The sequence below is a fragment of the Nocardia sp. NPDC003482 genome, from assembly GCF_053588115.1.
In genome coordinates this window covers 154,162-181,062 of sequence record NZ_JBSFPI010000003.1, presented here as the reverse complement: position 1 = coordinate 181,062, position 26,901 = coordinate 154,162, and the positions used below count along the sequence as shown (strand labels likewise).

Sequence of the window (26,901 nt, the reverse complement as noted above, 5' to 3'; positions counted from 1 at the left end):
CGATCCCTCACCCGGACCGGCCCGCGGCCCAGCCCCGCGGGTCGGTCCACGCCTGCAAGGTGCGGGTGGTCCGGAAGCGACGGGGTTCGCGCGTGATCGGATCGGTGAATTCCATTGCGGTCGCGAGCAACTGGAGCGGCCGGGTGAAGTCGTCGACCGGGCGGTCGGTGATCTCGGGATAGAAGTCGTCCCCCAGAATCGGGATGCCGAGTCCGTTCATGTGCAGGCGCAGCTGATGGGTGCGCCCGGTCGCCGGGACCAGCCGATACCGCCCGAGGCCGTCGCGGTGCTCGAGCAGTTCGACCCGCGTCTCGGCGTTGGGTTCGCCGTCCACCTCGAACGCGCGAAGGATGTTGCGCTCCTTGACGATTCGGCTGCGGATCGTGCGCGGAAGGGTGAGCTCCGGATCGTAGCGCGCGATCGCCTCGTACTCCTTGTGCACCCGCCGCTTGTGGAACAGCGTCTGGTACGCGCCCCGGCGGGCCGGATCGATGACGAACAGCACGAGTCCGGCCGTGGCCCGGTCGAGCCGGTGCGCGGGGATCAGATCGGGCAGATCCAGTTCGCGGCGCAACCGCACCAGCGCGGTCTGGAGGATGTGCTGCCCGCGCGGAATCGTCGACAGGAAGTGCGGCTTGTCGACCACCAGCAACGCGTCGTCCCGATGGACGATCGTGATCTCGAAGGGCACCTCGGTCTCGACGGGCAGATCCCGGTGGAACCAGACCGCCCCACCGGGCACATACGCCGCGTCGGGCGCGATCGGACCGTCCAGATCGACGATCGCGCCCTCGGCCAGCAGCTGATCGATCCGGTCGGCGGGCACCCGCGGCAGCCGTTCCACCAGATGGTCGCGAATGGTCACCCACGCGCCGTCCTCGGGGAGCCGGAGCCGCGCGGGATCCAATCCGTGCCGCTTACCCAACGGCGGCCGCTGCCTGCGTCTCATCGCCTACGACAGTAGCTGGCGGGTAACACGATCCGGCTACCGGTCGTTTCAGAAGCCGCGCACCCGATCGGGGACGATTCGGATCAAGGTCGAGTAGTCACCGTAGAAGCCCTCTGGGGTGTACTTCAGCCGGTCCATGTTCTCGCGGTATTTGCTTGTGTACGAGTCGATTTCGTCGGCGGTGGCCCCGCTCGGATCGATCCGCGCCGCACCCGTCAGCACGACGATGTCACCGCCGTCGGGGCCGCTGTTCAAGTTCAGGGCGACCCGCGGGTTCGCCGCGATATTGCGCAGCTTCGCCTGGTCCGGACGGCTGAACACCAGCAGTTCGCCGCCGTGCCACAGGAACCACACCGGGTTGGGCTGCGGCGTCCCGCTCGGCCCCACGGTGGTCAGCCACCCCAGCGCCTCCTTCCCGAGGCGCTCCACGACACGCCCCCCGAACTCGGTTCCCTCGTCGATGACCGCCGAACCCGTCATATCGCCTCCTCGATAGAAGAACGCCGTCGCGTCCGACAACACCCTTGCCGCCCAGTCCATTCCGCCTCGTGCACGCGTCCCGACTCGAACGCCGGTTAGCCTGGGTCCGTGAACCGCACACAGTCGCCTTTCGGGTCGTGGCCGACCCCGGTCACCTCCGAACTCGTCGTCGCCGCGGCGGTGCGATTGGGGGAGGTGCGGGTCGACGGGGACGACGTCTACTGGTCGGAGGGGCGACCGGACGAGGGCGGGCGCACCCAGATCGTGCGCCGGGAACCGGACGGAACGCTGACCGATCTGCTGCCGGAGGGCATGGACGCGCGGACGGCGGTGCACGAGTACGGGGGAGCGGCGTGGTGGGTTCGCGACGGCGTGGTCTGGTTCGCGAACTGGGCCGATCAGCGCCTGTATCGGCTGACGCCCGGGGGCGCGCCGGAGGCGATGACCCCGGTGCCCGCCGCGCCGCGCGGGGATCGATACGGCGACGGCGAGGTCGTCCCGGACGGCACCGCCGTCGTGGCCGTGCGGGAGCACCATCCGGTCGGCGGGCGCGGGGCGGTCGATGTGCGCAACGAGATCGTCCGGCTGGCGGCGGACGGCGTGCCCGAGGTGCTGGTGAGCGGCCCGGACTTCGTCGTCGCGCCGCGGGTGAGCGCGGACGGGCGCGCGCTCGCGGTGGTGTCGTGGGATCACCCGGCCATGCCGTGGGACGACACCGTGCTGCGGGTGCGTGATCTCACCAGCGGCGCCGACACGATCGTCGCGGGCGGGCCGGGGGAGTCGGTGCAGGAACCGCGCTGGCAGGACGACGGTTCGCTGCTGTTCCTGTCCGATCGGAACGGGTGGTGGAACCTCTACCGCTGGACGCCGGGCGGCGAGGTCGCCCCGGTGATCGAGATGAACGCCGAGATCGGCACGCCCGCTTGGCAATTGGGTTCGGCGCGGTACGCCGTGCTCGGCGACGGGGGCATTGTGTTCGCGCGCTGGCGCGACGGCTACGACGGACTCGGACTGCGCGCTCCGGACGGCTCGGTGACGGATCTGGAGGTGCCGTTCTCCGCGATCGCCGCCGTCGCGCGGGTCGCGGCCGACGCCGTCGTCGTGGTGGCCGCCACCCCGACCGCCGAACCCGGGGTGTATCGCGTCGAAATCGCCGACGGCACACCGCGTATCGAGGTGCTGCGCCCACCGCGTGACCTCGGGCTCGACGCCGCGTCGATCTCGGTCCCCGAGCCGATCTCCTTCCCGTCGGTCGACGGCTCCGGCGCGCCGCGGACCGCGCACGCCCTGTTCTATCCGCCCGCGAATGGAGACTTCGACCGCCCGGACGGCGAACTCCCGCCGCTGCTGGTCATGATCCACGGCGGCCCGACCGCGCTGGCGATCCCCGCCCTGTCACCGCAGACCCAGTACTGGACCAGCCGGGGCTTCGCCGTCGTCGACGTCAACTACGGCGGTTCCACCGGCTACGGCCGGGCCTACCGCGAACTGCTCACGGGCGCATGGGGAATCGTGGACGTGGCCGACTGCCTCGCCGCCGCCCGCTGGCTCGGCGACCAGGGCCGCGTCGATCCGCGCCGCCTCGCTATCCGGGGCGGCTCCGCGGGCGGTTACACGACCCTGGCCGCCCTGGCCCGCCCCGACACCGTATTCGCCGCGGGCGCGGACCATTTCGGCGTCGCCGACCTCGAGGCCCTCGCCGCCGACACCCATAAATTCGAGAGCCGATACCTCGACGGCCTCATCGGCGAATACCCCGCCCGGCGGGACGTCTACCGCGACCGTTCCCCCATCCATCGGGTCGACCAACTCCGCAGGCCCCTGATCGTCCTCCAGGGCAGCGAGGACGCGGTGGTCCCGCCCAATCAGTCCGAGATGATCGTGGCGGCCCTGCGCGAACGCCGAATCCCGGTCGCGTACCTCGTCTTCGACGGCGAACAACACGGCTTCCGCCGCGCCGAGAACATCCGCCGCGCCCTCGACGCCGAATTGAGCTTCTACAGCCAGGTCTTCGGTTTCCCGCTGCCCCCGGAGGAAGGCATCGAGCCGATCACCGTCGAGAACCTGGGATAACCGGAACGCACCCGCCCCGCACCACCGGTACGTGGTGAGCACCACCCCGATCTCCCATACCCCTCGGCTGGCCCCGCCGAGCGATATAAGGTAAGCCTATGCAAACGTAGGTAACGCTTACTCGTAGGGATCGGAGCTCCCAGTGGACACACTTCTCGTGGTCGGGGCCGGGCCGAAGGCCATGGCGGTCGCGGCGAAGGCGCGGGTCCTTCGGGAGATGGGGCTTTCCGCGCCGCGGGTGATCGTGGTGGAAAGCCATGCCGTGGGCGGCAATTGGCTGCCCAGTGGGGGCTGGACCGACGGGCAGCATCGGCTGGGGACCAGCCCGGAGAAGGATGTGGGGTTCCCGTACCGGTCCACCTGGGCGCGCGGCCGCAATCGCGAGATCGATGCCGCGATGACGGCCTACAGCTGGACCTCGTTCCTCGTCGAGAACGGCACCTACGCCGAATGGGTGGACCGCGGGCGACCCAGCCCCCGCCATCACGTGTGGGCGCGCTATCTGCAATGGGTCGCGGCCAGATCCGGCGCGGAGATCGTCTCCGGCTCCGTGCGCCGCATCCGTCCCGCGACGGACGGCTGGCTGGTCACGGTCGACGAATCCGGCGGCGGCACCGCCGAAATCGACGCCGACGCCCTGATGATCACCGGCCCCGGCGACAGCCGCCGCGCCCTCGCCGACCACCCCAGGGTGCTCAGCATCGCCGACTTCTGGGACCTCGCGGGTAAGCGCGGCCTGCCCGCCTCCTCGCGCGCGGCGGTCATCGGCGGCGGCGAGACCGCCGGTTCGGCCCTGGACGAACTGGTCCGCCACGACGTGCTCACCGTCTCGGTGATCTCCCCGAACGCCACCATCTACACCCGCGGCGAAAGCTATTTCGAGAACGCCCTGTTCAGCGATCCGACCGCGTGGGCGGGTCTGAGCATCGACGAACGCCGCGAGGTCATCCGGCGTGCCGACCGCGGCGTGTTCTCGGTGCGCGTGCAGGAAAGCCTGATGAGCGACAATCGCGTCCACCACCTGCGCGGCCGCGTCATCCGCGTCGCCGGTCACGGCGACGGCGTCGCGCTCACCCTGCGAAACCTGCCGCGCCCGGACCACATTCACACCTTCGACCTGGTCATCGACGCCACCGGCGGGCAGCCGCTGTGGTTCCTGGAGCTGTTCGACTCCGACGCCGCCGATCTGCTCGAACTCGCCGTGGGCGGGCCGCTCACCCAACAGCGCGTGGAGACGGCCATCGGCTACGACCTCGCCGTCACCGGTCTCGACGCCAAGCTCTACCTGCCCAACCTCGCCGCACTGTCCCAGGGTCCCGGCTTCCCGAACCTCAGCTGCCTGGGCGAACTGTCCGATCGCGTCCTCGCGCCCGCACCGGTCCGCGGCGCGCGTTCGCGGGGGAGGTCTGTTCTGGGCGGGCGAAGATAGGTTAGGCTCAGCTTAGTTAACTGGAGGTTCAATGCGTATCGTGTCGTTCGGCTATCAGACCTGGGGTCGTGAAACCCTGCGGGCCCTCATCGATTCGGAACACGAGGTGGTGCTCGCCGTCACCCATCCGACCAGCGCCCAGTCCTACAAGGCGATCTGGAACGACTCGGTCGAGGAGCTGGCACGCGAGCACGGAATCCCGGTCCACCTCACTGAGCGGGCCGACGCCGAGACCATCGATCTGGTCAAGCGGGCCGAGCCCGACCTCATCGTGGTCAACAGCTGGTACACGTGGATGCCCGCCGAGCTGTACAACCTGCCGCCGCACGGCACGCTGAACCTGCACGATTCGCTGCTGCCGAAGTTCACCGGCTTCTCCCCGGTGCTGTGGGCCCTGATCAGCGGTGAATCAGAGATCGGCCTCACCGTCCACCGCATGGACGACGGCCTGGACACCGGCGACATCCTGGTGCAGCGCGCGCTGCCGGTGCCGCCGGGCGCCACCGGCACCGAATTGGTCGTGGCCGCCATGGAACTCATCCCGGGCGCGCTCCAAGAGGCACTCCACGCCCTGGACACCGGTACCGCCCGCTGGCGTCCGCAGAACAAGGCCGAGCGCACCTACTTCCACAAGCGCTCCGATCGCGACAGCCGCATCGACTGGTCTTGGCCCGCAACGGATCTGGAACGTTTCGTGCGCGCGTTGTCCGCGCCGTATCCGCGCGCGTTCACCTACTACCGCGGCGAACGCGTCGAGGTGCTCGAGGCCGCGGTGTCGGAGGCCCGCTACGGCGGCACGCCCGGCCGGGTGATCGTGCAGGAGGGCGGCGGCGCGGTCGTCTGCGGCCCGGACGCGTTCCGCGGCGGCAATCACGGACTGGTGATCCGGCGCGTGCGCACTGCGGCCGGAGGCGAGCGTCCGGCCGCCGAATTCTTCGCTCGCGGTGGCTATCTCACCGACGCGCCCGAGTGACCCGCCCGTATCGCAGGAGTTCTTCGTCATGCCAGCACCACTCGGCTGGGTCCGGCAGTTCCACAAGCCGGCGTCCGCCGACCTTCCGCCCCTTCTGATCTGCCCGCACGCCGGTACCGGTGCCTCGGCCTACCGCACGTTCTCCAAGGCGTTCAGCGCGCACTTCGACGTCGTGATCTTCCAGTATCCCGGACGCCAGGACCGCGCCCGCGAGGCCGCGTGCGCGACGATCCCCGAGATCGCCCGGGGCGCGTTCGCCGATTTCGTTGCCTCCGAGCATCATTCGGGCCGTCCGTTGACCGTCTTCGGGCACAGCATGGGCGCGATGGTCGGTTTCGAACTGGTCCGCGCCGCCGAGACCGCCGATGTGCCGGTACGGCTGCTGGCCGCCTCGGCCGCGGTAGCCCCGGGCCGCGCCGCCGAATTGCCGCCGCATCCGACCGAGGACGAGCAAATTCTCGACCATCTCGGTTCCCTGGAGGGCACCGGTAAAGAGGTGATGGCCAGCCGGGAGGTGATGCGGATGGCGCTGCCGGTGGTCAAGGCCGACTACCGCGCCTTCGACGCCTACAGCTGCCCGCCGGATGTCACGGTGCGCGCCGCGATCCACGTGCTCGGCGGCAGCGAGGACACCTTCGTCACGCCGCGCGATCTGTACGCCTGGGACCGGCACAGCGAGCAGGACGTGGAGGTGACCCTCTTCGACGGCGGCCACTTCTACCTCGACGCCAATATCGCCGGAATCGTGGAACTGCTCGCCCCCGAACCGAGTTCGGTCCGATGACCGACCACGACGATCCGATCGTGGTGTCGGGCATGGCGATCGAGGCGCCGGGCGGTATCGAAACGCCCGGCCAGTTCTGGGCGGCGCTGGCCGAGGGCCGCGAACTGATCGGCCCGTTCCCGCGCGACCGCGAGTGGCCGATCGAGCGGCTGCTGTCGCTGCACCGGCTCGACGGCTGGAGCCGGGTCCGCGACGCGGGTGGATTCCTGGACGGCGCAACGGAATTCGATCCGCAGTTCTTCGGCGTCACCCCGCGCGAGGCGATCGCGATGGATCCGCAGCAGCGCGTCGCCATGCGGGTCGCCTGGCGGGCGGTCGAGCATGCCGGGCTCAACCCGGGCGCGCTCGACGGCGCGGAGGCGGGCTGCTTCATGGGCGTATCGATCACCGAATACGGGCCGAGCAGCGCGGCGGTCACCGAACACAGCGGCTACCGCGCCACGGGCACGGCGCTGGGCGCGGTGGCGGGCCGCATCTCGCACGGCCTCGGCCTGGTCGGGCCGTCGCTCAGCGTCGACACCGCCTGCGCCTCGGCGCTCTCGGCGATTCACCTGGCCGCCACCGCGATTCGCACCGGCGAATGCGAGTGGGCGCTCGCGGGCGGCGTGTGCGTCATGGGTTCGCCCGCCGCGTTCTTCGAATTCGCCAAGAACAACGCCCTCGCCACCGACGGCCACTGCCGCGCCTACGCCGCCGACGCCACCGGCACCCTGTGGGGCGAGGGCGCGGGCGTGGTCGTGCTGGAACGGGAGTCGCGGGCGCGGGATCAGGGCCGCCGGATCTACGGCCGCCTCCTGGCGACCGGTGTCAACCACAATGGCAAGGGCGCCCCGCTGGCGGTGCCGAGCGCGGGCGCGCAACAACGGCTCATCGAGAGAACCCTTGCCGCCGCGGGCATTTCGGCCGATCAGGTGGGGGTCATCGAGGGCCACGGCACCGGCACCCCGGTCGGCGATCCGCTGGAACTGACCGCGCTGAGCCGGGTGTACGGCGCGCCGGAGCGTGAGCGCGGGCCGCTGCTGGGTTCGGTGAAATCCAACGCGGGCCACGCCCAGGCCGCATCCGGGGCGCTGGGCCTGATCAAGGTGCTGCTGGCGGGCGCGCACGGTCAGGTGCCGCCGAGCCTGTTCGCCGACAACCCGACCGACGCGGTCGACTGGGACGGCACCAGCCTGCGGTTGGCGACCGAACTGACCGCGTGGGATCCGGCCGACGGCGTGCGCTACGGCGCGGTCTCCTCGTTCGGCGTCGCGGGTACCAACGCGCACGCCGTCGTCGCCATGCCCGTCCTGGAGGAGCGGTATGTCTGAGCGGTACGGCGGATATCGCCTCCCGGACAACACGATTCCGGTGCTGGTGTCCTCGGACACCGATGCCGGACTGCGCGCCGAGGCCGCCCGGATCGCGGGCTATCTGCGCGACCACGACCGGGTGACGCCGGAACGCGTGGCGGACATGCTGTTCCGCACCCGGCTCGCCCGCCGCCGCCGCGCCTTGGCGATGGTCGAGACGCGGGCGGAACTGCTGGCCGCGCTGGACGCGATCGCGGCGGGGGAGGAGCATCCGGCCGTCGTGGCGGGAACGGCCACCGCGCGCCGCGTCGGCTTCGTCTTCCCCGGCCAGGGCAGTCAACGGCCGGGCATGGGCGCGCTGTATCACCAACTGTCCCAGGCGTACCGGGACGAGGTGGACGCGTGCGCCGCCCTGCACGAGGAGCAGTTCGGGCACCGGCAGCCGCTGGCCTATCTGCTCGGCGAGGAGGGCGGCTACGCCGACACCGTGTGGGAGGTGCAGCCCGCGCTCATGTTCCACATGGCGGGGCTGGCCAGAATGTGGCAGGCCGCGGGTGTGCGTCCGGCGGCGACGATCGGGCACAGTCAGGGCGAGCTGGCGGCCGGGCACATCGCGGGCATCATGTCCCGCGCCGACGCGGTGTACGTGGTGACCCAGCGCGCGCTCAATGTCGAAAAGCTCGCTCCGCGTGGCTATTCCATGGCCGTGCTCGGCATGGATCGCGAGGACTGCGAGGCCCTGCTGGCCCGCCATCGCGGCTGGGCCGAACTGTCGGTGATCAACTCGCCGCACATCCTGGCCATTGCCGGGGATCGGGAGACGATCACCGATATCGTCGCCACGAGCGCCGCGCGCGGGCTGTTCGCCAAGGAGATCAAGGTCGCCTATCCGGCGCACACCTCCCTGGTCTACGAGGTGATGGGCTCGCTGTCCGACCAGTTGGGTCGGCGGATGGCCGGGCGCACATTCGACCCGGGTGACATCCCCTGCTACGGCGCGGCCCTGGGCGGGCGCATCACCCCCGATCTGGACCACGAGAGCTACTGGTATCTCAACCTGCGCAATCGGGTTCGCTTCGACCGCGCGGTCGTCGCCGCGGGCGTCGACGGGGTGGACACCTTCGTCGAGGTCGCCGAGCATCCCACGCTGCAACTGGCGGTGCAGGAGAATCTGACGCTGGTCCCGCCGGATCCGGCGGCGCCGCCGCGCGATTTCCGCGTGCTGGGCACCTCGCTGCGCACGGCGACGAGCCTGCGGGAATTCACCCGGAATCTGGCCACGGTCGCGGTGGCGGACCTCGGCTACGACTGGCGGGCGCTGCGCGTCGAGGGTCCGGTGCCGCTGCCGCTGCCCGACTTCCCGCACACGGTCATGGCCGCGCGGCGGCTCTGGGCCGCCACCGAACCGCCTGCCGCACAACCCGTTCCGGCCGCGAACCGCCCCCTCCCGCTGCGGCTGGCGGAGACCTGGACGCGACTGGAACGCCGCTCGCTGGTGCCCCCGCGCGATCTGCTCGTCGTCGACCACACCGGCACTCGCGCCGACCTCGCCGCCGCCCTCCGCGCCGCCGCCTACGACCACGGCGGTTCCGCCCGGCTGTACACCGCGCCCGCTTCGGGCACCGGCGACGCCGCTGATTCGGCCCGGCCCCGCGCCGAGGGATCCGGTGCCCCTGGCGGCGATGCCGGTTCGTCCCGGTCGCACTCGGGAGGCGGCTACGACGCCGTGGTGGTGCTGTTGCCGGAGTCGCCCGAGATGGACGGCCCCGCGGCCGTCGAGGCACTCGCCGAATTCCTCGGTGATCCGGTCTGGCTGCCCGATCTCACGGGTGTGCGCGAATGCTGGCTGGTGACCACGGGCGGGGAGGCGGTCACCGACGACGATCCCGCCCCGCATCCGTTCCAGGGCGCGGTGTCGGCCGGATTCCGTTGTCTGGCAACCGAACACCTCGGCGTCTCGTTCCGGCACATCGACCTGCCCGCGGGAGCCGACCCGGATATCGCGGCGGCCCTGGTGCGCGCGCTGCACATCAAGGCGGAACCGCAGCTGGCCCTGCGCGGCGGCGGCGTGTACGCCAAGCGCCTCGAGGTCGACACGACCCCGCACCCGGCGCCCGCCGCGCGGAATCTCGACCACGTCGTGATCATCGGCGGCACCGGCACTCTGGGCATGACCTTCTGCGAGCACTACGCCCGCGCGGGGGCGCGACGGATCACGCTGCTCAGCCGCTCCGGCGAGACCGAACCGGTGACATCGCGGCTGCGCGGCATCCGCGCCGACGCCCCGGCCGCCGAGATCGTCGTCACCGCCTGCGATGTCACCGACCCGGCCGCGGTCGCGGCGGTGACCGAGCGGCCCGCGAGCCTGATCGTGCACGCCGCGGTGAACTATGTGCGGGCCGAACTGGCCGACGTCACCGCCGAGAACACCCGGGAGATGGCCGGTTCCAAGATCTACGGCACCGACGTCGTGCTGCGCGCGCTGCCGCGCACCGAGGACTGCCGGGTGATCCTGTGCTCCTCGGCCGCGGCGACCTTCGGCGGGCGCGGGCAGGTGCTGTACGCGAGCGTGAACCGCATGCTCGACGTGCTGGCCCGGCGGCTGCGCGCGCAGGGCGTCGACGCGGTGGCCGTGCAGTGGGGGCTGTGGGATCTGCCCGGCCCGCTGCACGCGGTCGGGGTGGGGCCGGTGGAGGCCGCCGGGGTGGTCGCCATGGCCGCGCCCGACGCGCTGACCGTCGGCCTGACCGAGCACGCGGACCGGCCGGGGGCGGCGAACCGCCTCGTCGCCGCCGCCGACTGGTCGGATGTGCGCGCCATGATGTCGGCGCTCGGCTTCCATCCGCTGCTGGAACGCGTCCGCGCCACCAGCGACACGGAAACCGTTGCGGCCGAAACGGTTCCGGAACAGGTCGCGCCGCCACCCGCCGACGCGCCGTTGTCCGAGCGGGTGCGCCGGGAGCTGGGCAAGGTGATCGGCGCCGACGGCCTGGACGGGCTGGACGGCACCGTGCCGCTGGTGGCGCTGGGCCTGGATTCGTTGCAGGCGTTGGACTTCCGCAAACGGGTGCGGGCCGAGCTGAACCGGGAGCTGCCCGTGGCGGCGATCCTGGGGGGCGCGTCGCTCGACGACGTCGTCCGGCTGATGGCGACCGAGCGGGCGTGAGCATGAGAGATTCAGGGAGCGAGACCACGATGACCGACAAGTCCGTCCTCGACCGACGCCGCGAGCTGTTACGGCGGCGCCTGGCCGAAAGCGGAGTCGCCGCACCGGATTCCGCGCCCGCGCCGGCGCGCGGCCACGTCGGCGAGCGCCTGCCGCTGTCGGCGGGGCAGCGGCGGCTGTGGTTCCTCCAGGCCCGCGACCCGCAGGACACGGCGCTCAATATCTGCGTCGCCTACCGGCTGACGGGCGCCCTGGATCCGGAACGCCTGCGCCGCGCGGTGGGAACCGTGGTCGCCCGCCACGAGATCCTGCGCACCACCTACGGCCTGGGCGAGGACGGCGAGCCGTATCAACTCGCGCACGGCGACCTGGCCCCGGGCTGGCACACCCAGGACCTGCGCGACCTGTCCGACACCAGCCGGGCGCTGCGGTTGGAGGTGCTGGCGCGCCGCGAGTTCGGCCGCCCATTCGATCTCGCGACGGAATCCCCGCTGCGAATCCTGTTGGCGCGCATCGGTTCCAACGAGTACGCGCTGGTGCTGGTCGTACACCACATCTGCTGGGACGACGACTCGTGGGGCGTGTTCTTCCGCGACCTGAACACCGCCTACGGCGGCGGTGAACTGCCCACTGCGCGTGCGCAATTCGCCGACGTGGACGACATCACCGGCACCGAGGCGGATCTCGACTACTGGCGGCACACGCTGCGGCCGCTGCCGGAACCGCTGGAACTGCCCGGCCGCCCGGCCGCGACGGTCGACAAGACCGCCGACCACCATCTGCGCCCGCTGCCCGCCGACCTGGTCGAACGGGTCGAGGCGTTCGCGCGCGAGCGGTCGGCGACCCCGTTCATGGTGCTGCTCGCCGCCTGGGAGGCGGTGATCCACCGCTACACCGGCGCCACCGACTTCCTGGTGTCGGTGCCGATCACCGTGCGCCGCACCGCGATCGCGACCGAGGCCATCGGCTACTTCGGCAACACCCTGTTGGTGCGCGCCACCCCGCTGCCCGGCGACAGCTTCGCCGCGCTGGTCGACCGGGTGCGGGAGACCGCGCTGGGCGCGTTCGCCCACGACGGCGTCGGTATCGATCGCGTGGTGCGGGCGGCGAATCCGGCCCGGCACGACGGCCGCGACGGCCTCGAACAGCTGGTCCGGCTCGGCTTCGGCGTCCGCAAATCCGCCGACGGGTTCGCGCTGCCCGGCGTCGAGTCGACACCGCTGGCGCTGCGCAGCCCGGTCGCGCAGGTGCCGCTGGGCCTGACCGTCGCCCTGGAAACCACTGGGGCGCATCTCGATATCGAATACCGCACCGGCGCGCTCGACGCCGACCTGGTCGAACAGCTCGCCGATCACTATGCGCGACTGCTGGACAGCGCGCTGGCGCGACCGGATCGCCGCCTCGGCGACATCGATATGCTCGGCGCGCAGGGCCGCGCCCGGGTACTCGCGCTGTCGCACGGGGAGCGGGTGCCGTCCACCCCGACGACCATGGTCGCGCTGTTCGAGGGGCGGGTCGCCGCGCATCCGGACGCCGTCGCGGTCGTGGCCCCCGACACCGATCTGGAGCTGACCTACCGCGCGCTCGACGAACGCGCGAATCGGTTGGCGCATTGGCTGATCCGCGCGGGCGTCGGCACCGAGGACATCGTGGGGCTGCGGCTGTCGAACTCCGTGGAGTTCGTGGTGGCGGTGCTGGCGGTGCTCAAGTCCGGCGCCGCGTATCTGCCGATCGACCCCGCCTACCCGGCCGACCGCATCGACCATCTGGTCGCCGACGCGCAACCGCTGCTGGTGCTCGGGCGCGCGGAATTGGCCGCGGCCGAGGAGTCCGCCGCCGCGCTGCCCGCGCACGCCCCCACCGACGCGGACCGGTCGCGCCCGCTGCGGCCGGGGAATCTGGCCTATGTCATCTACACCTCCGGTTCCACGGGCACGCCCAAGGGTGTGCCGGTGGCGCACCACGCGATCGCCGAACATCTGGAGGGTTTCGCGGCGCAGTGGGGGATGACCGCGGCGGACCGGCTGCTGCAATCGTCGTCGGTGAGTTTCGACGCGTCGCTGCTGGACATCTTCGTCACCTTCACCGTCGGCGCGCGGCTGGTCGTGCCCAAACCCGATGCGTTCCGCGACATTCCGTACGTCGCCGACGTGATCACCCGGTGCGGGGTGACCGTGCTGCACATGGTGCCGTCCATGCTGAGCACGTTCCTGCTGCTGCCGGAGGTCGATCAGTGGCGCGCGCTGCGGCACGTGCCGGTCGGCGGCGAGGCGCTGCCCGGCGAGATCGCCGACAAGTTCGCGGGCGTGTTCGACGCCGAGTTGCGCAACCACTACGGGCCCACCGAGGCCGTGGTGTGCGCGACCCATATGACCGTGACGGGACCGCAGGGCACCCGGATCGTGCCGATCGGCGTGCCCAACCGCAATGTGTCCGCCTACCTGCTGGATCGGGTGCTGCAACCGGTGCCCGACGGCGTGGTCGGCGAGATCTACCTGGGCGGTGCGCAACTCGCGCGCGGGTATCTCGGGCGGCCGGGTCCGACCGCGGAACGGTTCGTCGCCGACCCCTTCGCGGGACCCGACGACATCGGTGCCCGCCTGTACCGGACCGGTGACCTCGCGCGGCGCAACGCGGCCGGGGAGATCGAATTCGTCGGGCGCGCCGACGAACAGGTCAAGGTGCGGGGCTACCGCATCGAACCGGGCGAGGTCGAGGCCGCGATCGCCGCGTATCCCGGTGTCGGGCACTGCGTGGTGGTCGCGGTGCGCGACGACGCGGTGGGCGCGATGCTGGCCGCGTACGTCGTGCCCGAGGCCGGGCGGGGCGTGGACCTCGAGCGGGTGCGCGCGCACGCCGCCGCGACACTGCCCGAGTACATGGTGCCGTCGGCGTTCGCCGTCATCGACGAGATCCCGCTCACCGTGCACGGCAAGCTCGACCGCCGGGCCCTGCCGGAACCGGAGCGCACGGTCGCCCGCCGGTACCGGGAACCGGCCACGGCCACGGAGATCCGGCTCGCGCGGCTGTTCGGCGAACTCTTCGGCCGCGACCGGATCGGCGCGGACGACTCGTTCTTCGAACTGGGCGGTCACTCGCTGCTGGCGACCCGGCTCATCGTGCTCATCGCCGCCGAGTTCGGGGTGCGGCTGGATGTGCGCGCGCCCTTCGACACCCCGACCGTCGCGGGACTGGCCGCGCTCATCGAGGCGGCCCCGGCCACCGCCGCCGCGGCCCCGCCCGCGCTCACCAGACGCGCACGGCCGCAACGCATTCCGTTGACGCACGCGCAGCTGGCCCTGTGGTTCCTGCGCAAGATGGAGGGGCACTCGCCGGTCGGCAACATCCCCTTCGCGGTGCGGATCGACGGAGCCCTGGACGTGCCCGCGCTGAGCGCCGCGCTCGGGGATGTGGTGGGCCGCCACGAGGCGTTGCGCACGGTGTTCCCCGAGCACGACGGGCTGCCGTATCAATCGATCCGACCCGCCGGGCCGTTCGAGGTGCCGGTCACCGCGATCGCGGCGGCGGACCTGCGCGACACGCTCGCCGCCGAGGCGCGGCACTGCTTCGCCGTGGAGTCCGAACTCCTCGTCCGGGCACGAATTCTGGTGCTGGACAACGGCTCCCACGTACTGTCACTGCTCGTGCACCATCTGGTGGCCGATCACTGGTCGTTCCGCACCCTCCTCGGCGATCTGGGCCGGGCGTACGCCGCGCGCCTTCGGGGGGAGCGGCCGGACTGGGAGCCGCTGCCCGTCGACTACGCGGATTACGCGCTCTGGCAACGCGATTCGCTCGACGCCGACGCGGCGTCGCTGGAGTACTGGCGGGCCCGCCTCGCCGGGGCGCCCGAGGAGATCACCGTAGCGCCGGACCGGCCGCGTCCGGCGGTGCTCGGCAAGAACGGGCATGTCGCGCCGTTCCGGGTGCCCGCCGCGCTGCGCGCGCGGTTGCGGGCGGTCGCCGAGGCGGCCGGGGCGTCGGAGTTCATGCTGTATCAGGCCGCCGTGGTCACGCTGCTGCACAAACTCGGTGCGGGCGTGGACATTCCGCTCGGCACACCGGTCGCCAATCGGACCGATCCGGCCGCCGCGGAGCTGGTGGGTCTGCTCGCGAACATGGTCGTGCTGCGCACCGATCTGTCCGGCGATCCGACGGTGCGCACGGTGCTGGAACGGGTGCGCGCGGTCGCGCTGGACGCCTACAACCATCAGCACGTGCCCATCGAACGCGTGGTGGAGGCGCTGAACCCGCCGCGCACCCGGTCCCGGAACCCGGTGTTCCAGGCGATGACCCACTTCCGCGAGGAGGATTGGACCGCGAGCGATATCCGCTGGGGCGACGCGTCGGTGCGGGTGCTGCCGCTGGATTTCGACGTGTCGCTGCTGGACCTGTCGATCAACTTCTTCGCCGAGGGCGATGCGGGGCTGGCCGCCAGCGTCATCGTCAACGCCGACCTCTACGACGCCGCGTCCGCGGAGACATTCGCGCGCCGCATGATTCGTGTGCTGGAGGCGTTCGCCGAGCACCCGGACGCGCCGCTGACCGAACTGGACGTGCTGACCCCGGCGGAGCGGGCCCGGCTCACCGGCGAATGGGCCACCGGCGTCGAACCCGCCGATGTGCTGCCGATCGCGCGGCTGCTGCGGCGGGGCGCCGAGGTGCCGCCCGAACGGATCGCCATCCGGCACGGCGGCGACTCGCTCACCTACGGCCAGGTGTTCGACGGCGTGGACTCGGACTCGACGGAGCCCGGCGCGGCGGGTCTGAAGGCGATCGTGCGGGGATTCGAACGCGCCTGCTCGGCCGGTGAGCAGCTCTGCTGGACAAGCGAAGACGTGCGTTTCGACGAGGCGGCGCTGGTGGCGGCGGTCGCGGATCGCCGGGCAGTGGCGGGCGAACGGCGCACCACCCGCGCGGCCCCCGACGTCCGGCTCATCGCCGCCTCGTGGGGCGGGCCGGAGCTGACCGTCGAACTGCTCGCCGCCCTCGCCGACGGCGCGACCCTCGTCGTGGCCGCCGAGGCCGAGCGGGAGGATCCGACGGCCCTGGTCGAGCTGATCCGCGCCCACGCCGTCACCCATGTCGTGGCCGATCCGGCGACGCTGGCCCGCGTCGTGCAGACCGGGGTGTCCATGCTCCCGTCGGTGCTGCGCTGGGACGTTCCCGCGACGAGCTGGCCCGCGTCGCTGCCGGATCTGCTGCCCGCCCTGGCCCCGGACTCGCTGGCCACCTTCGCCTACCACACCCGCGGCTACGCGGGCCCGGTCGCACGCGGCCCCCTCGATCTCACCGCCCGGGCCCGACCGGTGCCCGGGGCGCGCGTCCTGATCCTCGACGAGCACGGAAATCCGGTGCCGCCGGGCGTCTTCGGCGACATCCATATCGGCGGCGCCGGACTGGCGACCGGGCAGGACCTCCACCGCACCGGCCACCGGGCCCGCTGGACCGCCGACGGGAGGCTGTCGTTCCCCGGTGACGAATCCGCTCCCGCGCCGCGTCGCGAATCCACAAGGGCGGGCGGCGATACCGAACAGCGGCTGATCGCCCTGCTCGAGGAGCTGCTCGAGATCGAGGACGTCACCGCCGCGGACAACTTCTTCGCCCTGGGCGGGGACAGCGTCATCTCCATCCAATGGTCGGCGCGCGCGGCCGAACTGGGGCTGCCCCTGTCGCCGCAGCTGGTGTTCGAGCACCTGACCATCGCCGAACTCGCCGCGGCGGTCGACGCGGCCGCGACAGCGGGGGAACCGGAACCCGTTGCGGTGGAGAATCTTTCGGGTCTCGATGACGGCGCGCTCGCGGCGCTGGGTGCGGCCTGGAAGGCGTCGCGGTGAGCGCGCCCGAGATCGAGGACGTGCTCGCCCTCAGTCCCCTCCAGGAGGGCCTGTTCTCGCTGGCCCGGCTGGCCGCCGACGGGGTGGACCTGTACTCCATGCAGTTCGTCATCGATATCGGCGGCCCGGTCGACACCGCGCGGCTGCGCCGCGGCGCCGAGGCGATCCTGCGTCGGCATCCGAATCTGCGGGCGTCGTTCTGGGATCGCGACCTGCCCAAACCGGTGCAGATCATCCCCACCGTCGCGGATCTGCCCTGGGCCGAGATCGACGCGCGCCCCGACGATTTCGACGCCCTCGCCGAGGCGGACCGGCGGCGAAACTTCGATCTGGGCCAAGGCCCCGCCCTGCGCGTCACCCTCGTCACGCTGCCCGACGGCCGCCGCCGCATGATCCTCACCGCGCATCACATCCTGATGGACGGCTGGGCGGTCGCGGTGTTCTTCCGGGAACTGATCGCCGTCTACGAGGCCGGGGGCAGCGCCGACGCCCTTCCCGCACCCCGCCCGTACCGCGACTACATCGCCTGGCTCGCCGCCCGCGACACCGCCGCGGCCGAACGCGCCTGGCGGGACTACCTGCGCCCGGTGTCGGGTCCGCTCCTGCTGGCCGACGCGAATGCCGAAGTGGGCGAGGCGATTCCGCGCCGCACCCGAACGAGTCTGTCCGCCGCCGACACCGATCGGCTCGTGCGCTGGGCGCGCGGCCACGGCCTCACCATGAGCACCGTCGTCCAATTCGCCTGGGCCGTCGTGCTTTCCCGTCTGTCGGGCCGTCCGGACGTGGTCTTCGGGACGACGATCTCGGGTCGCCCGGATTCGCTGCCCGGCGTCGAATCCATGATCGGGCTGTTCATCAATACCGTGCCCGCCCGGCTGGTGCTCGACCCCGCCGAATCGGTGGTCGAGCAGTGCCGTCGCGCGCAGCGCGAGCAGGCCGCCATGCGCGACGCCGGATATCTGAGCCTGTCCACGATTCAGCGCGCGGTCGGGCGGGGCGCGCTGTTCGACGTGCTGTTCGTATTCGAGAACGCGCCGATCGGGGCGGCCACCGATCCGATCGTGGCCGCCGACGGGACGCGGTTCCTGCCCGTCGCCATGGAAAGCCTGGTGCACTATCCGCTGTCGGTGGTGTCGCATCTGCACGACGGGGTGCTGGTGGTCATGCTGGAGGCCGTCGAACACGCGCTGCCGCACCTCGGCGTGCCCGAGATCGGCGAACGCGTGCTCGCGGTGCTGCGGCAGCTGCCCGACCACGGTGCACACTCCCCGGCCGCGCTCGAGGTGCTGCTACCCGGCGAGCGAGAAGCGTTGCGCGCCAAGGACCATGCGCCGGTGAGCACGGGCGGTGTGGCGGAGCTGTTCCTGCGGCAGGTCGCGGAGCGGCCCGACGTGGTCGCGCTGTCGACGGCCGCCGAGCGATACACCTATCGGGAGCTGGGCGCGGCGTCCGGCAGGCTCGCGGCCGAACTGACCGACCGCGGTGTGGGTCCGGAAACGACGGTGGCCCTTGCCCTTCCGCGATCGGCGCGGTCCATCGTCACGATTCTGGCGGTGCTGCGGGCGGGCGGCGCGTACGTGCCCGTCGACCTTTCCGCACCGGCCGCCCGAATCGAATCGATTGTGCGGCAGGCGGATCCCTTGCTGGTCGTCACCGATCGGGAACACGCCGCGCTGTTTCCCGGTGCGCTGGTACTCGACGATCCGGAGACCGAGCGCCGCATCGCGGAGCGGCCCGAGGCCCAGGCGCGGCCGGTGTCGCCGCTCGCTCGGGCGTACCTCATCTTCACCTCCGGGTCGACGGGCGAACCCAAGGGTGTCATCGGCACCCACGCCGCGCTGCTCAGCTATTTCACCGATCACCGCGACCGCGTCTACCGGCCCGCCGAGCGGCGGCTCGGGCGCAAACTGCGCATCGCGCACGCCTGGTCGCTGAGTTTCGACGCGTCCTGGCAGCCGCTGGTCGGACTGCTCGACGGCCATGCGCTGCATCTGTTCGACGAGTCCGAGATGCGCGACGCGCAGGGCATCGTGGACGGGATCGGGCGGCACCGCGTCGATATGATCGACACCTCGCCGTCGATGTTCACCCAGCTCTCGGCCGCCGGACTCGTCGACGGCGACCATCTGACCGTGCTCGCCCTGGGCGGCGAGGCGATCGGCCCGGCCGTGTGGGAGCGGCTGCGGTCGCTGCCGGACACGGCCGTGTTCAACTGCTACGGACCCACCGAAACCACCGTCGAGGCCGTGGTCGCGACCGTGAACACCGGTGCGGGACAGGCCGATTCGTCGCCGACGCCGGTGATCGGGCGGCCCACCGACCGGATGTCCGGGTATGTGCTCGACGGTCTGCTGCGGCCGGTGCCGCACGGGGTGGTGGGTGAGCTGTACCTGTCCGGAGAGCAGGTCACCCGCGGGTATGTGGGTAAACCCGCGCTGACCGCGGACCGGTTCGTCGCCGATCCGTTCCGGCCGGGGGAGCGCATGTATCGCACCGGGGATCTGGTGCGGCGGGTGCGGACCGGGGAGCTGTCGTATCTCGGGCGCGCGGACGATCAGGTCAAGATCCGCGGCTACCGGATCGAGCTGGGCGATATCGAATCCGCGCTGCTGCGACTGCCCGGGGTGCGCGAGGCCGCGGTGGTGGTCGTGCCGCGCGAGAGCGGGCCCGCGCTGGTGGGATTCGTGGTCGCCGAGTCCGGTGCCGACGGGTGGGCGTTGCGCGGTGCGCTGGCCGAGCGGTTGCCGGGTTATATGGTGCCCGCGCGGCTGGTGCTGGTGTCGGCGCTGCCGTTGACGCCGAACGGGAAACTGGACGTCCGGGAGCTGGTCGGTATCGGGACGCGGCAGTTGAGCGCGGGCGGCGGGGGCACCGCGCCGCGCACCGCCACCGAACGCGCGCTGTGCGAGGCGTTCTCGGCGGCGCTGGGGCGGACGCTCGGCATCGATGACGACTTCCTCGATCTGGGTATCGACAGCATCGTGGCCATCGCGCTGGTCAACAAGGCGCGCCACGCCGGATTGTCGATCAGCCCCGCCATGGTGCTGGCGACGCCGACCGTGCGGGATCTCGCCGCCGCGGTGGATGCCCGTGCGGCGCAGACTGTTTCGTCCCGGCCCGCCGAATACGGCGAGGTGCCGGTCACCCCGATCATGTCGTGGCTCTACGAATTCGGCGGCTTCCGGCGGCTGGCGCTGTCCACCCTCGTCGCGCTGCCTGCCGGAATCGACCGGGGCGCACTGGAATCGGTGCTGCAAGCGGTCATCGACGGGCACGACATGCTGCGGGCGGAGCTGCGCGAAACGGCGAGCGGGTCGCGGCTCGTCACCCGTGCGCCGGGCTGTGTGCACGCCGGGGACATCCTCACCGAGGTACGGGTCGAGGGGGAGTTGGGTCCGGTGCTGGCGGCGGCGTCGCGTGCCGCCATCGACGCGCTGGATCCCCACGCGGGCAGCATGATTCGGGCGGTGCGTTTCGTGCGCGACTGCGGGGATGTGCTGTTGTTGTCGGTGCATCACCTGGCGGTGGATCCGGTGTCGTGGCAGATCATCATCGGCGATCTCGCGCAGGCGTGGGACCGGTCGACCTCCGGCGGGCCGCCCCTCGCCGTGCCACCCGAGCCCACCACCTACCGGCACTGGGCCGAACGGCTCACCGCGCGCGCACGACATCCCGAAGTCCTTGCGCAGCAAGCGTTCTGGGCGGAACAGGTCGCGCACCCGGATCCGCCGATCGGGCACCGCGCGCCCGACCCCCGCCGCGACACCTGGGCCTCCTACCGCATCACCCCGGCGATCGTGCCCGGCGAGCGGACGCGTGACCTGCTGGCCCACACCGGCCTGCCCGAACTGCTGCTGGCCGCCCTCTGCGCGACGCTGTCGACCTGGCAGTCCGGTCACGGTCGCGACACCACGGCGGGCACGCTCGTCGCGCTCGAGGGCCACGGCCGCGAGGATCACCTCCTCGGCACCGACACCGCCCGCACCGTCGGCTGGTTCACCACCGTCTACCCGCTGCGGCTCGCCGCCGGACTGGAACCGGACGTCGCCACCCTGGAGACCGATCCGGACGCCGCCCGGCAACTGCTGAAAACCATTGCGGCGCAGACGGAGGCGGTGCCGAACAAGGGCTTCGACTACGGACTGCTGCGCTACGGGGGCGTAGTCGAACCGGTGGCCGAACCGCAGGTCATGTTCGACTACCTCGGCCGCCTCGACCTGGGCGCCGACCCCGACGGCCCCTGGTCGCCGATCTCGGATCTCGCACTGCACCAGCACCTTCCGATCGCACCCGAACCGGATCTCCCGCTGCGCTACGCGCTCGACGTCATCGCGGGCGTGCAGCCGGGACCGGACGGCCCGCGGGTGGTCACGCTGTGGCGGTGGAGCGCCGAGCTGTTCGACCCCGCCGATATCGAGCGGCTCATCGAAATCTGGCAGCGCGCCGTCGCCGCGCTGACGAACGCGCGGTACGCACAGTGAGGACGGAGGATCAGGTGTCGCAAGCCACGGATTCGGCGATCGTCGTCGAATCGGTCGAGAAATCGTTCGGACAGGTCCAGGCGTTGCGCGGGATCAGCTTCACCGTCCCGGCGGGCAGCGTGCTCGGCGTGCTCGGGCCCAACGGCGCCGGGAAGACCACGACCGTGTCGGTGCTGTCCACGCTCATCCGGCCCGACGCCGGACGCGCCACGGTCGCGGGTTACGACGTTGTCGCTCAAGCGGATCGGGTGCGGGCATCGATCATGCTCACCGGACAGTACGCCGCGCTCGACGAGGTGCTGACCGGGCGGGAGAACCTCGTCCTGTTCGGGCGGCTCATGGGTTTGCGGCCGAAACCGGCCAAGCGGCGCGCGGCCGAACTGCTCGACCAGTTCGAACTCACCGATGCCGCCGACCGCCGGGTCGGCCAGTACTCCGGTGGGATGCGCCGCCGCATCGATATCGCCTGCGGGCTGGTGCGCCTGCCGAAGGTGGTGTTCCTGGACGAACCGACGACCGGACTCGACCCGGTCAGCCGCCAGCGGTTGTGGGCGCTGATCCGCGACCTCAAACAGCAAGGGGTGACGATCCTGCTCACCACCCAGTACCTCGAGGAGGCCGACGCGCTCAGCGACAACATCATCGTGGTCGACCGGGGCACCGTCATCGCCGAGGGCACCGCCGACCAGCTCAAGGCGCGGTCGGGGGCGAGCTATTGCGAGGTGGTTCCGGTCGACGCTGGCGATGTCGCCAAGATCGTGTCCGTGCTCGCGGAGCTCGGCGAGCCGACCGTCGCCGCATCCGCCGACCGCGTGTCGCTGCCCGCGCCCGACGGCGCGGCCACCCTGGCCGAGGTGCTGCGCCGGGTCACCGAGGCCGAGGTGGAGCTGATCGATATCGCGCTGCGCCGCCCCTCGCTCGACGAGGTGTTCATCGAGTTGACCCGCCCGGCGGTGGGGGGGCGGGCATGAGCGCGGAAACCCTTGCCGAGCACCGGGTTCCGGCCGGGCTGCAATGGCGGGCACTGAGCGGGCGCACGATTCGCGCGGCGGTGCGGGAGGGGGATCTGCCGTTCGGGTTCGTCGCGCCGATGATCTTCTTCGTGTGTTTCTTCGTGCCGCTGCGACATTCGATGGAACTGGGTGGCGGCAGCTACGCGCAATATCTGCTGCCGGTGATCGTGGTGCAGGGCATGTTCTTCACCGCCATGTCGGCGGGGGACCGGGCCGCGCGCGACACGTTCAGCGGAATGGGAACCCGGCTGCGGTCCATGCCGGTGCGGGCGTGGCTGCCGCTGGCGGCGCGGATGTCGGCGAATCTGGTGCGGGCCGTCGCGGCGGTCGCCGGGGCGCTGGTGATCGGCGGCGCGTTCGGGTTCCGTTTCCACGACGTGGCCGGGGCGTTCGCGTTCGTCGGGCTGGCGTTGGCCTTCGGGGTCGCGCTGGTGATCGGGGCCGACGCGCTCGGGGTGGCGACCGGTAAGCCGGAGGTCGGGGCGTCGGCGCTGCTGGCCCCGCAGCTGTTGCTGATCATGATGTCGACGGGATTCGTTCCGGCGCAGGCGTTTCCGGGGTGGATTCAGCCGTTCGTGCGCAATCAGCCCGTCTCCCAGGCCGCGGCGGCGCTGCGGGAGCTGGCGGACGGGAAATTCACCGCGGCACTGGGCATTTCGCTGGCCTGGATCGCCGGGATGATCGTGGCGTTCACCGCGGTGTCGGTGCTGGTGGAAAGGCGGCGCTCGTGAGGACCCTGGTGGATCAGAGCCTGGTCGAGGCCGGGCGGTTGATGCGGCGCTGGCCGCGCGAACAGGAGGTCATCACCTCCACGCTGGTGCTGCCGGTGCTGCTGCTGTTGATGTATCAGCTGGTGTTGAACCGGGCGCTGACCGCGTCGTCGGGTACCGATGCCATCTACGGTTTCGTCCCCATGATCGCGGTGACGGGCGCCATGTACGGCGCGATGGGCACCGGCCTGTCGCTGCACGCGGAGGTGGAAAGCGGTCTGCTGCGGCGCTTCTGGGTGCTGCCGGTGCACCGCGGCGCGGGCCTCCTCGGCCGCCTGATCGCCGAATGCGGCCGCACCCTCGTCGCCACCGCCCTGGTCGTCGTCCTCGGCGTCGCCCTGGGCCTGCGCTTCCACGCGGGCTGGCTCGGCCTGCTCGGCGCCCTGCTCGTCCCCGTCGTCCTGATCCCCGGCTTCGCCACCATGGTCATCACCGTCGGCGTCGGCAAGGCCGGCGCCAAGGTCGTCCAACTCTTCGCCGCCGTAACCCTCCTCGGCATGTTCTTCAACTCCGGCTTCGTCCCCGTCGACAACTACCCCGGCTGGCTCCAGCCGATAGTCCGCGCCCAACCCATGAGCTGCGCCATCGAAACCATGCGCAACTTCACCCTCGGCGGCCCGGTACTACTGCCGTTCCTGCAAACTTTGGCCTGGTCGGCGGGCCTCGCCGTGGTGTTCGGCGCCCTGGCGATCCGCGGCTACCGCAGGGCGGCTCAGGGCTGACTCGTTCCACCGAACGTCGGTTCGGGGTGGGGAACGGCCCTTCCAACCGCAAACAACGCGCTACGCTTTGTTGCCGGGTCGGTTCACCTTTGCGAGCGTGGATCACGACGAACCGTACCGATGGGGCGAAATTCTGTTGTGCGAAGCCGAAAACCGTTGTCCCCCTAGGAGAGGAGACACTGCGTGAACGGAGCGCCCGCCGCGTTCAACGCCGCCGAGCCGTCGACCGTGGGCGGTCCCGGTGGCGCGGTCACTCTGGTGGAGGGGAGCACCTTCTGCCTGTCGAACCGCATGGGAGACGTCGAACCGCAAACCGCGCACGGGCTGTTCTATCGCGACGCCCGCGTGGTCTCGCGCTGGGAACTACGGGTGGACGGGCAGCGGCCCGAGCCGCTGTCGGTGCTGAGCCCCGAGGCCTTCACCGCGCGTTTCATCCTGCGGCGGCCGCCGCGCGCGGGCGCGGCCGACAGCACGCTGCTGGTGGTGCGCGAACGCCTGGTCGCCGACGGACTGCGGGAGAAGATCACGCTGGAGAACCTCGGCCGCGAACCCACGGCCGTCTCGCTCGAACTGCTCGCCGACGCGGACTTCGTCGACCTGTTCGCGGTCAAGGAGGGCCGGGCGGGCAACGGCCGCGCCGAGGTGCTGGTCACCGACAGCGAACTGCTGCTCAACGACCGTTCCGACCGGGCCCGCGGCCTGGCCGTCTCGTCGTCGGAGGCGCCCCTGATCATGCCGGGTTCGCTGGCGTGGCGGGTGGTGGTCCCGGCCGGGGGCAGCTGGCAGACCGAGGTCCTCGCGCAGCCGACGATGGCCAATCAGCGCGTGCAGCCCACGCTGCCGCCCGGCGAACACTTCGAGGTGAGCGAACCGAGCCGCAAGATCGAGGCGTGGCGCGACACCGCCACCAAGCTCACCAGCGGCGATCCGCTGCTGACCGCCGTCCTGCAACGCACCGAGAGCGATCTGGGCGCGTTGCGGATCCACGACTCCGAACGCGAGGGCCGCACCTTCGTCGCCGCCGGAGCCCCCTGGTTCATGACGCTGTTCGGCCGCGACAGCCTGCTCACCGCCTGGATGGCCCTGCCGCTGGACGTGAGCCTGGCGCTGGGAACCATGCAGCAACTCGCGGAAACCCAAGGGCAGCGGGTGGATCCGCTGACCGAGGAGGAGCCCGGCCGCATCATGCACGAGATCCGGCGCGGACCGGCCAGCGGTCTCGCGCTCGGCGGGGAGACGTACTACGGAACCGTCGACGCCTCACCGCTTTTCGTCATGCTGCTGGCCGAGACCAGGCGCTGGGGCGCGCCCTCGGACGCGGTCGCGGCCCTGCTCCCGGCCGCCGACGCGGCGCTGGATTGGATGTCGCACTTCGGCGACCGCGACGGCGACGGCTTCATCGAATACCAGCGCGCCACCGACCGCGGCCTGATCAACCAGGGCTGGAAGGACAGCTTCGACGGCATCAACGACATCGCCGGGCACATCGCGGAGTCGCCGATCGCGCTGTGCGAGGTGCAGGGCTACCAGTACGCCGCCCTCCTGGCGCGCGCCGAACTGGCCGACGAGTTCGGTGAGGTCATCGTCGCCGCCCGCCTGCGCGACCGCGCCTCGGCGTTGCGCACCAAATTCGTCGAGGCGTTCTGGATGCCCGAAAAGGGTTGGTACGCCGTGGCTCTCGATCGCGGGAAACGCCGCGTGGACGCGCTCACCAGCAATGTGGGGCACTGCCTGTGGTCGGGTATCGTGCCCGACGAGCACGCCGCGCAGCTGGTCGAGCGCATGTCCACCGCCGAGATGGACTCCGGATTCGGTTTGCGCACACTGGCTTCCGGCATGGGCGCGTTCAATCCCATGAGCTACCACAATGGTTCGGTGTGGCCGCACGACACCGCGATCGCGGTCGCGGGCCTGCTGCGCTACCGCCACATCCCCGGCGCGGTCGACCTGGCCACCCGCCTGGCCGACGGCCTCCTCGACGCCGCCGCGGCCTTCGGCGGCCGCCTGCCCGAATTGTTCTGCGGTTTCCCGAGATCCAGGTTCTCCGCACCCGTCCCGTACCCCACCTCCTGCTCCCCCCAGGCCTGGGCCAGCGCCGCCCCCCTCCTCCTGGTCCGCTCGTTCCTCGGCCTGGACCCCGACGTCCCCCGCCGCTCCCTGACCGTGCTACCCCACCTGCCGTCGCGGTGGGGCCGAGTGGAACTCACGGATCTCCGGCTGGGGGGATCGATGATCGATCTGGCGGTGGACGGTCAGCGGGTGGTCGCGTCGAATCTGCCGGAGGATTGGCGGTTGATCACGCATTGAGCGGGTCCGGACCTGCGGCTGGGTAAGCTTTCCGACATGACCATCCAGGCGGTGGATTCGCTCCCGCACCAGATGACCGAGGAGCAGTACCGTCGGCTGCCCGAGGACATCGCCCGCGAGATCGAGATCGTCCACGGTCATGTCATCGTGTGCGAATCGCCGAGCCCCGAGCACAATCGGATCGCTCGGCGACTCGCCAACGAGCTCGAGCGGCTCCCCAGCACCGAACCGTGCGTCCGGGCCGAGACCGATATCGACGTGGTCCTCTGGCGGGTCCCGAAATTCACCTTCCGCCGCCCGGACGTGGTGGTCTACCGCTGCCTGGACGAGCCCGGCGCCAAGCCCGAAGCGGGCGACACCCTGATCGTCGTCGAGGTGTCGTCCCCGTCCACCGCCGCCGAGGACCTCCTCGACAAGAAGGCCCAGTACGCCCGCGTGGGAATCCCGCTCTATCTCGTTATCGTCCTGAACGACAAGTACGAGATCGAGGACGTTCTGGAATTCCGCCTCGACGCGCACGCGGGTGAATACCGGCTCCACCAGTTCCACCGCGGCGGGGTGCTGCGGCTGGAGCATGTGGTGGTCGGGGAGGTCGTGTTGTCGGAATTGGCGCGCTGAACCGTCG

General features: G+C 71.3%; 15 protein-coding genes. 13 read left to right on the top strand and 2 right to left on the bottom strand.

What is annotated here, in order from left to right; genetic code table 11:
* Window positions 1-7: 7 nt before the first annotated feature.
* Window positions 8-949 carry an RluA family pseudouridine synthase gene (locus tag ACWDSJ_RS06255; RefSeq protein ID WP_450029646.1) on the bottom strand — a complete coding sequence of 314 codons (942 nt, stop codon included), beginning with the start codon at window positions 947-949 and terminating at the stop codon, window positions 8-10.
* 48 nt (window positions 950-997) lie between these two features.
* On the bottom strand, window positions 998-1,429 hold the full coding sequence (locus tag ACWDSJ_RS06250; RefSeq protein ID WP_387362906.1) for a TIGR03667 family PPOX class F420-dependent oxidoreductase: 432 nt from the start codon (window positions 1,427-1,429) through the stop codon (window positions 998-1,000).
* A 108-nt stretch (window positions 1,430-1,537) separates the two neighbouring features.
* Here ACWDSJ_RS06250 and ACWDSJ_RS06245 point away from each other — a divergent pair, with 108 nt between their 5' ends.
* The 13 genes from ACWDSJ_RS06245 to ACWDSJ_RS06185 all read left to right on the top strand — a co-directional run bounded on the left by ACWDSJ_RS06245 (window position 1,538) and on the right by ACWDSJ_RS06185 (window position 26,894).
* Window positions 1,538-3,502 carry a S9 family peptidase gene (locus ACWDSJ_RS06245; protein ID WP_450029643.1) on the top strand — a complete coding sequence of 655 codons (1,965 nt, stop codon included), beginning with the start codon at window positions 1,538-1,540 and terminating at the stop codon, window positions 3,500-3,502.
* A gap of 142 nt (window positions 3,503-3,644) precedes the next feature.
* The gene (locus ACWDSJ_RS06240) at window positions 3,645-4,931 is read left to right on the top strand and encodes a SidA/IucD/PvdA family monooxygenase (protein WP_450029642.1); all 1,287 of its coding nucleotides are present in this window, start codon (window positions 3,645-3,647) and stop codon (window positions 4,929-4,931) included.
* Between the two features lie 31 nt (window positions 4,932-4,962).
* Complete coding sequence (locus ACWDSJ_RS06235) at window positions 4,963-5,904, top strand: methionyl-tRNA formyltransferase (RefSeq protein ID WP_450029641.1); 942 nt, start codon at window positions 4,963-4,965, stop codon at window positions 5,902-5,904.
* A gap of 28 nt (window positions 5,905-5,932) precedes the next feature.
* On the top strand, window positions 5,933-6,688 hold the full coding sequence (locus ACWDSJ_RS06230) for a thioesterase II family protein (protein WP_450029640.1): 756 nt from the start codon (window positions 5,933-5,935) through the stop codon (window positions 6,686-6,688).
* Entirely contained in the window at window positions 6,685-7,998 is a 1,314-nt protein-coding gene (locus ACWDSJ_RS06225) for a beta-ketoacyl [acyl carrier protein] synthase domain-containing protein (protein WP_450029638.1), read from the top strand. Before ACWDSJ_RS06230 ends, ACWDSJ_RS06225 begins: the two co-directional genes overlap by 4 nt.
* Window positions 7,991-11,146 (top strand): nocobactin polyketide synthase NbtC, encoded by a 3,156-nt coding sequence (gene nbtC / locus ACWDSJ_RS06220; protein WP_450029636.1) that lies wholly within the window; start codon window positions 7,991-7,993, stop codon window positions 11,144-11,146. The genes ACWDSJ_RS06225 and nbtC overlap by 8 nt, the downstream gene beginning before the upstream one ends.
* 29 nt (window positions 11,147-11,175) lie before the next feature.
* Complete coding sequence (locus ACWDSJ_RS06215) at window positions 11,176-16,983, top strand: amino acid adenylation domain-containing protein (RefSeq protein ID WP_450029634.1); 5,808 nt, start codon at window positions 11,176-11,178, stop codon at window positions 16,981-16,983.
* Window positions 16,980-21,464 (top strand): amino acid adenylation domain-containing protein, encoded by a 4,485-nt coding sequence (locus tag ACWDSJ_RS06210; protein ID WP_450029632.1) that lies wholly within the window; start codon window positions 16,980-16,982, stop codon window positions 21,462-21,464. The genes ACWDSJ_RS06215 and ACWDSJ_RS06210 overlap by 4 nt, the downstream gene beginning before the upstream one ends.
* Before the next feature lie 14 nt (window positions 21,465-21,478).
* A complete protein-coding gene (locus tag ACWDSJ_RS06205) occupies window positions 21,479-22,435 on the top strand; it encodes an ATP-binding cassette domain-containing protein (RefSeq protein ID WP_450029630.1) in 957 nt (318 codons plus the stop codon).
* The gene (locus tag ACWDSJ_RS06200; RefSeq protein ID WP_450029628.1) at window positions 22,432-23,208 is read left to right on the top strand and encodes an ABC transporter permease; all 777 of its coding nucleotides are present in this window, start codon (window positions 22,432-22,434) and stop codon (window positions 23,206-23,208) included. Before ACWDSJ_RS06205 ends, ACWDSJ_RS06200 begins: the two co-directional genes overlap by 4 nt.
* A complete protein-coding gene (locus tag ACWDSJ_RS06195) occupies window positions 23,205-23,969 on the top strand; it encodes an ABC transporter permease (RefSeq protein WP_450029626.1) in 765 nt (254 codons plus the stop codon). Before ACWDSJ_RS06200 ends, ACWDSJ_RS06195 begins: the two co-directional genes overlap by 4 nt.
* A gap of 183 nt (window positions 23,970-24,152) precedes the next feature.
* Entirely contained in the window at window positions 24,153-26,276 is a 2,124-nt protein-coding gene (locus tag ACWDSJ_RS06190) for an amylo-alpha-1,6-glucosidase (RefSeq protein WP_387362880.1), read from the top strand.
* Window positions 26,277-26,312: 36 nt separating this feature from the next.
* Window positions 26,313-26,894 (top strand): Uma2 family endonuclease, encoded by a 582-nt coding sequence (locus tag ACWDSJ_RS06185; RefSeq protein WP_387362878.1) that lies wholly within the window; start codon window positions 26,313-26,315, stop codon window positions 26,892-26,894.
* Window positions 26,895-26,901: the final 7 nt, after the last annotated feature.

What these genes read in the sequence shown, in the direction of transcription:
- ACWDSJ_RS06225 (WP_450029638.1), top strand. Translation starts at nt 6,685, where the DNA reads ATGACCGACCACGACGATCCGATCGTGGTGTCGGGCATGGCGATCGAG.
- nbtC (WP_450029636.1), top strand. Translation starts at nt 7,991, where the DNA reads ATGTCTGAGCGGTACGGCGGATATCGCCTCCCGGACAACACGATTCCG.
- ACWDSJ_RS06185 (WP_387362878.1), top strand. Translation starts at nt 26,313, where the DNA reads ATGACCATCCAGGCGGTGGATTCGCTCCCGCACCAGATGACCGAGGAG.
- ACWDSJ_RS06200 (WP_450029628.1), top strand. Translation starts at nt 22,432, where the DNA reads ATGAGCGCGGAAACCCTTGCCGAGCACCGGGTTCCGGCCGGGCTGCAA.
- ACWDSJ_RS06235 (WP_450029641.1), top strand. Translation starts at nt 4,963, where the DNA reads ATGCGTATCGTGTCGTTCGGCTATCAGACCTGGGGTCGTGAAACCCTG.
- ACWDSJ_RS06255 (WP_450029646.1), bottom strand. Translation starts at nt 949, where the DNA reads ATGAGACGCAGGCAGCGGCCGCCGTTGGGTAAGCGGCACGGATTGGAT.
- ACWDSJ_RS06230 (WP_450029640.1), top strand. Translation starts at nt 5,933, where the DNA reads ATGCCAGCACCACTCGGCTGGGTCCGGCAGTTCCACAAGCCGGCGTCC.
- ACWDSJ_RS06250 (WP_387362906.1), bottom strand. Translation starts at nt 1,429, where the DNA reads ATGACGGGTTCGGCGGTCATCGACGAGGGAACCGAGTTCGGGGGGCGT.
- ACWDSJ_RS06215 (WP_450029634.1), top strand. Translation starts at nt 11,176, where the DNA reads ATGACCGACAAGTCCGTCCTCGACCGACGCCGCGAGCTGTTACGGCGG.